10 protein-coding genes are annotated in these 9,891 nt (G+C 68.6%); 4 read left to right on the forward strand and 6 right to left on the reverse strand.

Going from position 1 to position 9,891, the window contains the following annotated elements; all coding sequences use genetic code 11:
• Positions 1 to 335: 335 nt before the first annotated feature.
• Positions 336 to 1,307: a glycosyltransferase family 2 protein gene (locus tag ACK4IU_RS17900; RefSeq protein WP_409737976.1), complete on the forward strand. Its 972-nt coding sequence runs from the start codon at positions 336 to 338 to the stop codon at positions 1,305 to 1,307.
• A 77-nt stretch (positions 1,308 to 1,384) separates the two neighbouring features.
• Here the strand turns inward: ACK4IU_RS17900 and ACK4IU_RS17905 are convergent, their stop codons facing one another.
• Both ACK4IU_RS17905 and ACK4IU_RS17910 read right to left on the reverse strand, forming a co-directional pair.
• Positions 1,385 to 2,629, reverse strand: coding sequence for a glycosyltransferase (locus ACK4IU_RS17905; RefSeq protein WP_409737980.1), 1,245 nt, complete (start codon positions 2,627 to 2,629; stop codon positions 1,385 to 1,387).
• A complete protein-coding gene (locus ACK4IU_RS17910; RefSeq protein ID WP_409737983.1) occupies positions 2,630 to 3,547 on the reverse strand; it encodes a glycosyltransferase family 2 protein in 918 nt (305 codons plus the stop codon).
• 162 nt (positions 3,548 to 3,709) lie between these two features.
• Here ACK4IU_RS17910 and ACK4IU_RS17915 point away from each other — a divergent pair, with 162 nt between their 5' ends.
• The 3 genes from ACK4IU_RS17915 (at position 3,710) to ACK4IU_RS17925 (ending at position 6,558) form a co-directional block, all read left to right on the forward strand.
• Positions 3,710 to 4,516 (forward strand): WecB/TagA/CpsF family glycosyltransferase, encoded by an 807-nt coding sequence (locus ACK4IU_RS17915; protein WP_409737986.1) that lies wholly within the window; start codon positions 3,710 to 3,712, stop codon positions 4,514 to 4,516.
• Complete coding sequence (locus tag ACK4IU_RS17920) at positions 4,513 to 5,490, forward strand: glycosyltransferase family 2 protein (protein WP_409737989.1); 978 nt, start codon at positions 4,513 to 4,515, stop codon at positions 5,488 to 5,490. The genes ACK4IU_RS17915 and ACK4IU_RS17920 overlap by 4 nt, the downstream gene beginning before the upstream one ends.
• 63 nt (positions 5,491 to 5,553) lie before the next feature.
• Positions 5,554 to 6,558: a class I SAM-dependent methyltransferase gene (locus ACK4IU_RS17925; protein WP_409737992.1), complete on the forward strand. Its 1,005-nt coding sequence runs from the start codon at positions 5,554 to 5,556 to the stop codon at positions 6,556 to 6,558.
• On the opposite strand, the gene ACK4IU_RS17930 is transcribed toward ACK4IU_RS17925, so the two are convergent.
• The 4 genes from ACK4IU_RS17930 to ACK4IU_RS17945 all read right to left on the reverse strand — a co-directional run.
• Complete coding sequence (locus ACK4IU_RS17930) at positions 6,530 to 7,798, reverse strand: hypothetical protein (RefSeq protein WP_409737995.1); 1,269 nt, start codon at positions 7,796 to 7,798, stop codon at positions 6,530 to 6,532. The two genes, ACK4IU_RS17925 and ACK4IU_RS17930, sit on opposite strands and share 29 nt — an antisense overlap.
• Positions 7,799 to 7,873: 75 nt before the next feature.
• Positions 7,874 to 8,479 (reverse strand): polysaccharide biosynthesis/export family protein, encoded by a 606-nt coding sequence (locus ACK4IU_RS17935; protein WP_409737998.1) that lies wholly within the window; start codon positions 8,477 to 8,479, stop codon positions 7,874 to 7,876.
• Between the two features lie 168 nt (positions 8,480 to 8,647).
• Positions 8,648 to 9,598 (reverse strand): hypothetical protein, encoded by a 951-nt coding sequence (locus ACK4IU_RS17940; RefSeq protein ID WP_409738003.1) that lies wholly within the window; start codon positions 9,596 to 9,598, stop codon positions 8,648 to 8,650.
• 2 nt (positions 9,599 to 9,600) lie between these two features.
• Positions 9,601 to 9,891: 4'-phosphopantetheinyl transferase superfamily protein (locus ACK4IU_RS17945; protein WP_409738000.1), on the reverse strand; the 291-nt coding region annotated here is incomplete at its 5' end.

The following is a 9,891-nucleotide window of genomic DNA, read 5'->3' on the forward strand; positions in this document are numbered from 1 at the left end:
GATCATTGGAAACTTGATGACGGTTTCCGAAGGCAGCAGCAGATGCCCGCCGATGATCGTCCAGACAAGAGCACGTTCGAGTGTCAGGGAGCGAAACAGCGCCACCGCCGCAAGGGGCGAGCCAAAGAGGACCAGATAGGCAAATACGTTCGGCATCAAGACCTGTCCGCGCGCGCTGAATGTTCTTCTTCTATCCTGTCTGAGGGGCAAGGAAAATGGGAACCGGATCCTGGTGAGGCCATGGCGGGCGATTTTCGGGCTGCCGCCGACCCTTGGAAGGTTGCCGGATTTGTGGTTTCTGGCGACATGACCGACCGAGGCATCGAGCGTTCCGCGTGACCGACCTTTCGTCTACCGCAGCCGGCCTCGGGGCCGTGATCATCGGGCGCAACGAAGGGGCGCGGCTGGTGGCCTGCCTCGCCTCGTTTCCACCTTGGGTTCGCCCGCTGGTCTATGTCGATTCCGGGTCCACCGACGGCAGCGTGGCGGCGGCGCGGGCGGCAGGGGCCGAGGTCGTCGCGCTGGACATGTCGGTGCCCTTCACCGCCGCCCGGGCCCGCAACGCGGGATTTGCGCGGCTGATGGAACTGGGTTCGCCCGCGCTGGTGCAGTTCGTCGATGGCGACTGCGTGCTGCAACCGGGCTGGCTGCCCGCCGCGCGGGCCTTCCTCCAGGCGCATCCCGACGTGGGCGTGGTCTGCGGCCGGAGGCGCGAGATCCGACCCGAAGCCTCGGTCTGGAACCGGCTTTGCGATGCGGAATGGGATACGCCCGTGGGCCAGGCCAAGGCCTGCGGGGGCGATGCGCTGATGCGGACAGCGGCGGTGCAGGCGGTGGGGGGCTATGACCCCGGCCTGATCGCCGGCGAGGAGCCGGAGCTTTGCGTCCGGCTGCGCGCGGCGGGCTGGCAGGTCTGGCGCATCGGCGAGGAGATGACGCTCCACGATGCGGCGATGACCCGATTCGGCCAGTGGTGGAAGCGCACCCGTCGCGGCGGCCATGCCTTCGCCGAAGGCGCCGCACTGCACGGAGCGCCGCCCGAGCGGCACTGGGTGGCCGAGACGCGCCGCGCCGTCCTCTGGGGCGCGGTCCTGCCGGTCGTGGCTCTGCTCGGGGCGCTGGTGACGCCCTGGGCGCTGCTGCTGCTGGCGCTCTATCCGTTGCAGGTGCTGCGGCTGGCGCGGCGGCACGGGTGGGAGCGGGCCTTCTTCATGACCCTGGCCAAGCTGCCCGAGGCGCAGGGCGTGCTGGAATACTGGCTGAACCGCTTGCGGCAGCGCCGGTCGCGGCTGATCGAATACAAGTGAGGGCTGCTCCTCGTGCGCCTTCGGCTTCTCGTCGCATGGCCGGCGACGAGCGGTCGAAGACCGACGAGGAGCTTTCCTCATGGTCTGAGGCGGCCATCCGGGCCGCCGTTGCGGAAAAGGTCCGCCAGCCAGGCGCCCTCGCGGGCGATGTCGTGTTCCCGTTCCACCGCCTGCCGCCCCGCCTCTCCCATCCGGGCGGCCAGTTCGGGGTCGGCCATCAGCTGCATCATCCGCTCGGCGAGCGTGTTCACGTCCCCCGGAGGCACGGTAAAGCCGGTCACGCCGTCCTCAACCAGTTCCGGCACGCCCGCGACGCGGCTGGCGACCACCGGGATGCGGCTGGCCAGCGCCTCCATGTAGACGACCGGCAGCCCCTCGGCGAAGGAAGGCAGGACCAGCATGTCCGAGGTGGACAGAAGCTCGGCCACCTGCGGCTGGGTCATGAACCCGGCAAAGCGCACCGAGCCGGCGATGCCGAGTTCTGCGGCGCGCGCCTCGGCCGGGGCGCGGGCAGGGCCGTCGCCGGCAAGGGTCAGCGTGGCGTCGGGGTGGGCCTTCAGCACCCTGGCCATCGCCTCGATCAGCAGAAGCGCGCCCTTCACCGGGTCGAGCCGGCCGACGAAGGCCACCCGCTTGCCGAAGGTGGGCAGGGCGCGGCGATACATCGCGGGATCGACGCCGCAATGGACGATGGCGATCTTGCCCCAGTGCGAAGGATCCGAGAACAGCATCAGCTGCGAGCGGCAGAAATGGGTGATCGCCACGACGAACTTTGCCCGCGCGATCTTTTCCGGCAGCGCCCAGCGGTCCACCTCGAAGAAGATCGCAGGCCCGTGTTCGGTGAAGCTGTAGGGGATGCCGGCCAGTTTTGCGGCCAGCACGGCGACCGAACAGCTGGAATTGCCGAAATGGTTGTGCAGGTGGCGGGCCTGCACCTTGCGCAGATGGTCGGCCAGCACGGCGGCTTCGAGGAAGTAGAAGATCTGCCACAAGAACGCCTTCAGCCCCGGCGACCGCATGCGGAGCGCCAGCGCCAGCGTGGAAATCCAGGTGCCGGGAGAGCGGAGTAAGGCGGCGGCATGGGCGCGCATGAGCCGCAGCGGGTTCTTTGCTGCGGCGATGACGTAGAAGGTCTCGGCACGGGCCTCCTGTTCCTCGCGGCCCTTGAACTCGGTAGCCGGCGGGCGGCGGATCGAGCAGGTGACGACCGGCATGCCGGCGGCGCGCACCGCCTGCACCTCGCGCAGGATGAAGGTGTGCGAGACCTTGGGATAGTCGCCGGTGAGGTAAGCCACGGGGCGGGTGTCGGATGTGTCGGTCATTCAGTCATCCTGCCGGTTCAGCCTGCGGCGCCACCACATCAGCTTGCCCGCCCCGCCCCAGGCGGCGAGCTGGTGGCGGGTGGAGCGGGCCGGGGAAAATGGTCGGGTCAGCAGCGCCAGGAGGCCATGGCCCAGAAGCTGCGCCGCGCCGGCGGCCATCCAGAAGGCGACGCGCGCCACGCCGCGCAGGCCGCCATGGCCGCTTTCGACGAGGCAGCGCAACTGCCCGTCGCTGAACCGCCGCGCCCGCAGGAAGGCCAGCGTCGCGCGGGATGCGGGCACGATCTCCTCCACCCGCGCCTCGGGGCACCACAGCATCGGCACGCGATGATCCTCGGCCAGCTGGCGGAAGAGCCAGACATCTTCTCCGCCCCGGTCGAAGGCGGGGTCGAAGGGGGGATCGGCCAGGGTCAGGGTCGCGCGGGCGAACATGGAATTGCCCGACCCGAGCCAGGCGCGCAGGTTCTGGACCTCGGCCCCCGGCGGGGCGGGCAGGCGGCGGCTGAAGATGCGGTCGAGTGGGGCGCGAAGGGGGGCGGACGGGTCGGTCTCGAACCGGGGCTCGATCGCGCCGAAGGCCGCCCGGGCGCCCTTGCGGGCGACGGCCGCGAAGGCGGCCAGCCAGCCGGGGGCGGGGGTTTCGTCGTCGTCGAGGAAGATGACATGACTGCCCCGCGCCTCGGTCACGCCACGGTTGCGGGCACGGGCGACGCCGGTCCTGGGCTCGTGGACGTATCGGACGAAATCGGGTGCGTCGCCGGCCACGGCGCGGGCCGAGGCCTCGGGCGAATTGTCGATGAGGAGCAGTTCGACGGTTTCGGGAATCGATGCGCGCTGGTGGGCGACGGCGGCGAAGAGCGGGGGCAGATAGGCTTCGCGCCGGAAGGTCGGCACGACGATGCTGAAGGAGACCGGCAACAATCCGGCCGTGGGCGCGGGATCGTTCCCCTGTCCGAATGATCCTTGCGCGAATGCCACGAAAAACCCTGTAAATCCCGGTATGATTCAGACTATCTGCTTGACGGCGAATGGACAATCGCCTGCCCGTCGGGACAGGTGCCAGAGCTGTGTGGCAAGAGGATGGCGGGAGTGTCGATGGTGCGCGAGGGACAGGCGGAATCCGAGGCGTCGGGGCTGGATGCCCTGTCGCTGGTCAACTTCCCGACCGAGGCGGCACTTCTGGCCGACATGGAGGCCTGCCTCGGCCGGGGACAGGGCTTTGCGGTGGCGACGCTCAACCTCGACCATGTGGTCAAGCTGCGGCGGAATCCGACCTTCCGCGCAGCCTATCAGGCGCACAGCCATGTGGTCGCGGACGGCAATCCCATCGTCTGGATGGCGCGGCTGTCGGGACGGCGCGACGTGGCGCTGGTGCCGGGGTCCGAGCTGATCGCGCCGGTCGCGGCGATGGCGGCGCGTCTGGGCGTGCCGCTCGCCTTCCTCGGCTCGACCGAGCCGGTGTTGCGGGCGGCGGCCGAGCGGTTGCAGGCCGACCATCCGGGGCTGAAGGTCGCGGCCTGCCTCGCGCCGCCCTACGGGTTCGATCCCGAAAGTTCCGCGGCGGATGCGCTCATCGACCAGGTGGCGGCCTCCGGTGCCCGCATTTGCCTGCTGGCGCTGGGCGCGCCGAAGCAGGAGGTGCTGGCGGCGCGGGGCCTTGTGCGGCAGCCGGAGCTGGGGTTCCTGTCGATCGGCGCGGGACTGGATTTCATCGCCGGCCACCAGACCCGGGCGCCGGTCTGGGTGCGGAAGATCGCGATGGAGTGGCTGTGGCGGATGCTGTCGAACCCGCGCCGGTTGGCGCGGCGCTATCTGGACTGCGCACTGGTGCTGCCCTCGCTGACCGTCACGGCGCTGAAGGCGCGCAAGGAGGGGCAGGGGCAATGAGCGACGCCGACCTGAAAGGCCCGACCGTCCTGACCGTGCTCTTGAACTGGCGCACGGCGGACATGACCCTGCGCGCGGCCGACAGTGCCGAAGTTGCCATGCAGGGGATCGCCGGCGGCATAGTCGTGGTGGACAACGATTCCGGCGACGGCTCGTTCGAGAAGATGAGCGCCGCGCTGAAGGACCGCCCGCGGTTCCGCGTGGTGCAGTCGGGCCGGAACGGCGGCTTTGGAGCGGGCAACAACGTCGGTATCCGCCTGGGTCTGCCGGGCGGCGTGCGGCCCGACTATGTCTATATCCTCAACTCTGACGCCTTCCCGGCCCCGGATGCGATCCGGCGTCTCCTCGACTATCTGGAAACCCATCCGCAGGTCGGCATCGCGGGCAGCTACATCCATGGCCCGGACGGCGAGCCGCATGTGACCTGTTTCCGCTTCCCCTCTGTCGCCTCGGAGTTCGAGGGCGCGGCGCGGACCGGGCCGATCTCGCGGCTCTTGCGGCACCGCTCGGTGGCCATCGGCGTACCCGAGGCATCGGGGCCGGTCGACTGGCTGGCCGGCGCCAGCATGATGCTGCGCGAGGCGGTGATCCGCGAGGTCGGCATGTTCGACGAGACCTTCTTCCTCTATTTCGAGGAAACCGACCTTTGCCGCCGCGCGGCCGAGGCCGGCTGGCCCACGCATTTCGTAAAGGAAAGCCGGGTGGAGCATATCGGCTCGGTCTCGACGGGCATGAAGGGCTGGAAGCGGGTGCCGGGCTACTGGTTCGACAGTCGCTGGCACTATTTCCGCAAGGCTGGCGGCACAGGGCACGCGGTCCTTGCGACGCTGGCGCATCTGGCCGGTGCCATGATCCTGCGGGCGCGGCGACTGGTGCAGCCGAAGATACCACCCGGCCCGCCCTATTTCCTGCGGGATCTTGCGAGACACGCCCTGCGCAGCCTGGGCAGGAAACGGAGTGTTGATGGCAATTAGCTTGGTCCCGTGCCAGGATTGCCCCCCATAGTCTCTGCAATCCCAGCCAACCGGGCGAAGGCCATGGACGCGCCGCTGCAAGACCTGCATTGCCCGATCTGCGGAACGCAGGCCGATCACCTGTCGCCCTGGCTGGAGATCCCGGTCGATGTGAAGACCGGCCAGCCGATCGGGTCGGGGAGGCTCGTGTGGTGCCCCGCCTGCGATGTCGGACTGATGCGGCGCAGGCCGACAGCCGAAGAAGTGCGCGCGAGCTTCGAGATGGCGGCCTACTACACGCATGGTCGGTCGCATTTCCCCGATGTCCGCGCCGGCTTGGCCGAACGCGTGCTGGTCAAGCTCGCCTGGCTGACGGACAGGGGACGGATGATGGATGCCGACTGGCTTCTGACCCTGCAGCCGCAGGCGAAGAGGATCCTGGACATCGGCTGCGGCGGCGGAGATCTCCTCGCCACCCTTGCCGGCTCCGGGCGCAGCCTGCACGGGGTCGAGCCCGACGCAGAGGCGCGGAAGGGTGCCGCCGCGCGCGGCGTGGCGGTCGCCGCGGGAACCGCGGAGGCGATCCCGCCCGAGACGGCGGCGCAGAGGTTCGACCTGGTGCTGATGACACATGTGCTGGAACATTGTGCCGACCCGGGCCTGGCCTTGCGCAACGTGCGGGCTCTGCTTGCCCCCGGGGGCGGGTTCTATTGCGAGGTGCCAAACTGCTCCGCCCTTCATTTCCAGACCTATGCCGAGATCTCGGAGATGCTTGACGTGCCGCGTCATGTGCACTTCTTCACCGGGCGGTCGCTACGGCGGCTGATGGAACGGAACGGCTTCGAGATCGTGGCCGAAGTGCATCATGGTCATACCCGGCACTTCGATGCGCGCTGGCGGGCCTGGGAAAACCGGGTGTATCGGCTGTTGCGGGACCATGGCGGCGCGCGCCAGACCCCGCCACGGTCACTGGCCCGCGATCTGGGGCTGCTTGCCCGAACCGCCTTCGCCGCGCCGGACCGGAAATACGATTGCGTCGGGCTGTTCGCCCGGGCGTCGGTCAGGGACGGAACTGGAAATCCCGGCTGATCGCCACGAACAGCCGCGGCGATTCCGCCTGGCCGTCGGCATCGTTGCGCACGGTGTAGCCCACCCCGCCCGACAGGTCCCAATCCGCGGTCAGCGCATGGGTGAAGCCCGCGTCCAGCGCCACCTGCTCGATGCGTTCGGAGGGCGCGTCGCTCAACTCGTAGGTCGCGTCGAACAGCAGGGTCGTGGTTTCGTTGAGGTTCTTGGCCCAGCTCAGGCTGAAGATCGAATCCGCCACCCGCTCGTCGGCATCGGCATCATAGCTGACGCGCCGTTCCAGCGTGATCCCGAAGCTGCCATCGGGCAGGGCGCGGGTCCATGCCAGTCCGCCGATCAGGTCGGTCCCGGTCTCGTCGCCATGGGTCACCCCAAGCCGGGCTGACAGGGTATCGCGCCCGGTTTCCAGCGCGCGGCCGATCTCGAACGTCTCGCGCTGGCCTTCGTCGGCATCCGTCGCCAGACTGACCAGCGCATAGGCGGTGCCGACCGGCATGTCGTAGGACAGCCGGACGCTGGCCTCCGGGCCGCGTTCTCGGGTGATGATGTCGGATTCTTCTGTTTCGGTCCGGGTGTAGCCCAGTTCGACCGACAGGTCGGCACGTTCGCTGAGGGCGTAGTCGAGACCCGTGAACACGGTGGTCTCATCGGTCGTTGTGGTGCCGAGATCATCTTCCTCGCGGTGACGATAGCGCACGCCGACCCGTCCGGTCGCGATCTCCGAAAACCGCAGGATTGCGGCGATGTCGCCGCGCCATTCTTCGATATCGAAAAGATCGGGGTCGGTGGTGTCCTGATAGTCGGTCTGGTCATAGGCCAGTCCGAAGGCCAGGCCCACGCCCGAGGTCCGGCCAGTCTCCATCCGCGCGGAAAGCGACAGGTCGCTGCGCGTGCCCTGTGCGCCGATGTCGCCGAGATCGTCGCCAAAGGCATCGGCGTCGTCCGACCGGAAGTCGGCCGCAAGATCCAGCACAGCCGCGGGCACCTCGCGATGATAGGCGAAGTTCAGGGCCCCGCGGCCGAAGTCGACTTCGCTGCCGTCGTCGTTCGTCCGCGCGATCAGGCCGCCGGTCACCCCGAAGGTCAGCCGGTCCAGCGCAGTTTCACTGACCAGGCCGAAGGACAAGAGCGTCACATTCGCAATTTCCGTGCCCTCGGCCGGAACCGCGAGGTCGGCGTTGCGGCTGATCTCGATCCGGTTCTCGATCCCGAAGGTCAGGAGAACGCCGCCCTCCTGCGCCATGGCCACGCCAGGCAGGAACGGGACGCCAAGGGCACAGAGACCCCCGACAATGTGACCTGAGCGGCGCATGCAGGCTTACTCGAAGAGCTTGCGCTGCGGGATCATGATCACGTCGCCGTTCATCAGGCGGGTGCTACCGCCCGAAGCGCCGTTCTCGATGGCGTCGAGATCCAGCTTGTACACCCGCTCGACACCCGACTTGTCCACGCGACGCAGCTGGATGCGCTTCTTGGCGGCGAAGGGGGAGGCCCCGCCCGCCTGTGCGAGGGCCTGAAGGAAGGTGGAGCCGGGTGCGACCTCGACCTTGCCGGGGGCGTTGGCTGCGCCGAGGACGTAGATGGCGATGGTGCGGGCGGCCGCCGGGGTCGAGGCAGGGCGTTCGGCCAACGCGCTCATCGACACATAGACGGTCGGCGTGGTGGCAAAGCCCGGGGCCAGGCGCTGGGCGAGATCGGCCTGGACCTGGGCAAGGCTGCGGCCGGCAACCCGGATCGTGCCCGCGACCGGCAGGGTGATCTGGCCGTCCGGCAGCACGATGGCGCTGCGGTTCAGCGTGTTGTCTTCAAGAACTTCGATCTGAAGCACGTCGCCGGGGCGGATGCGGTAATCCTGGGCGGTTGCCACAAGCGACAGGAAAGGCACTAGAAACAGTGCGACGGCAAGTCGACGAAGGATGGACATGACAAGACTCTCCTTGGCCCCCGGATGATAGGGGGCACGTCAGCGTTGACTTCACGTTATTAGCCTCGGTTCGGATCGGAAAGGGGAAATGCGCCGGATCGCGCTAGCGGTAGCCTCGCGTGCAGGCGGGAGATCGCTATTGCCGCGCGAGGTGGCGGATATGCAACATCAGGCCGAAAGGCCGGACAAGCCCAGGTTGCGGATAACCGAATCAACAGTCTCCTGCATCAGCCGCGCCACCTCGGGAGAGGGGGGCGTCGCCGGGCTGCCATCGGCCCGCATCAGGGCATGGGGCAGGCCGACCGGGCTTTGCTGATAGAGCACCGCATGGTGGACCAGCGCCACGAGGTAGTTGCCGATGTCGTTGAGATGGATCACGTCCAGCGATCCGTCCTCGGCCCGGGCAAAGAGGTCGGTCCGGTCGCGGACATTGCCCACGCCGCCCTGCGCCTCGACCGCGCGGACGAAGGCGGCCAGCACCTGGCCGGCGGGGATCAGGAAGATCCGCGTGCCTTCCGGCAACCGTTCCAGCGCGGGGCCTAGGACGCGCGACAGCCAGTAGCGGTCGTGATCCAGGTCCAGCCGCTCCAGCCAGCCTTCGGGGTCGTCCAGCTGGTGCCAGGTCTCGTAGAGATAGAGCCGCACATCGGGACGCGCCTTCAGCGCCTCGGCGGCCCAGCGGGCCAGATAGACCGGGCTGTCGTAGTACCGGATCGAGGCCCGGATCTCGACCATCTCGGTCAGCACGATCGCGTCGTAGTCGCCGCTCTGGACGGCTTCCAGCGCCGGGCGAAAGCGGGGGTGGGCGTTTTCCGCCTCGAACCCGTTGATCGGCGCGTCGCCCCAATGCGCTTGCAGGGTCGTGCCCCAGCCGAGCTGGCTGTCGTAGCCGTGGCCGGCGGGAGAAAGCTGGGCCACCATCGCGGGCATGTCGCGGTTCACAAGGCTGTGGCCAAGGTGGAATACCGACAGAGGCTGATCCGGTTTCGGCACCGAAAACCCGGTCAGCCGGGTGCGCACCGAGTCTGCCGAGGGCGCGCGGGTCAGGTGCCAGTAGAGCCCGCCGGCGCCGATCGCCGAAAGCAGGCTGGACAGGATCGCCGTCCGTCGCGTCATCATCGTCACCGTGTCACCCCTGCCAGAACCAGACCCTCGACCAGAGCCAGCCGGCCCCGCACCCTGTCGCCGGTTCGGAAGGCCCCGGCATCGGTCAGGAACTGGGCATCGAAGCCGTCCTCGGCAAGGGTCAGATGCACCGCATCAAAGCCGAACATCGCCCGCGCACCCTGTGCCTGCGCCTTGAACAGCGCTTCCTTCGCCGCGAAGAGCCGGCGCAGCCAGAGCCCCGGCTCTCCCGCCGGCAGCGCGGCACGTTCGGCGGCCGAGGCGATCTCGGGCCAGATCTCGGGCGC

Source organism: Tabrizicola flagellatus (assembly GCF_046295235.1).
Taxonomy (GTDB): Bacteria; Pseudomonadota; Alphaproteobacteria; order Rhodobacterales; family Rhodobacteraceae; genus Tabrizicola; species Tabrizicola flagellata_A.

What these genes read in the sequence shown, in the direction of transcription:
- ACK4IU_RS17905 (WP_409737980.1), bottom strand. Translation starts at nt 2,629, where the DNA reads ATGACCGACACATCCGACACCCGCCCCGTGGCTTACCTCACCGGCGAC.
- ACK4IU_RS17915 (WP_409737986.1), top strand. Translation starts at nt 3,710, where the DNA reads ATGGCGGGAGTGTCGATGGTGCGCGAGGGACAGGCGGAATCCGAGGCG.
- ACK4IU_RS17920 (WP_409737989.1), top strand. Translation starts at nt 4,513, where the DNA reads ATGAGCGACGCCGACCTGAAAGGCCCGACCGTCCTGACCGTGCTCTTG.
- ACK4IU_RS17925 (WP_409737992.1), top strand. Translation starts at nt 5,554, where the DNA reads ATGGACGCGCCGCTGCAAGACCTGCATTGCCCGATCTGCGGAACGCAG.
- ACK4IU_RS17930 (WP_409737995.1), bottom strand. Translation starts at nt 7,798, where the DNA reads ATGGCGCAGGAGGGCGGCGTTCTCCTGACCTTCGGGATCGAGAACCGG.
- ACK4IU_RS17935 (WP_409737998.1), bottom strand. Translation starts at nt 8,479, where the DNA reads ATGTCCATCCTTCGTCGACTTGCCGTCGCACTGTTTCTAGTGCCTTTC.
- ACK4IU_RS17940 (WP_409738003.1), bottom strand. Translation starts at nt 9,598, where the DNA reads ATGATGACGCGACGGACGGCGATCCTGTCCAGCCTGCTTTCGGCGATC.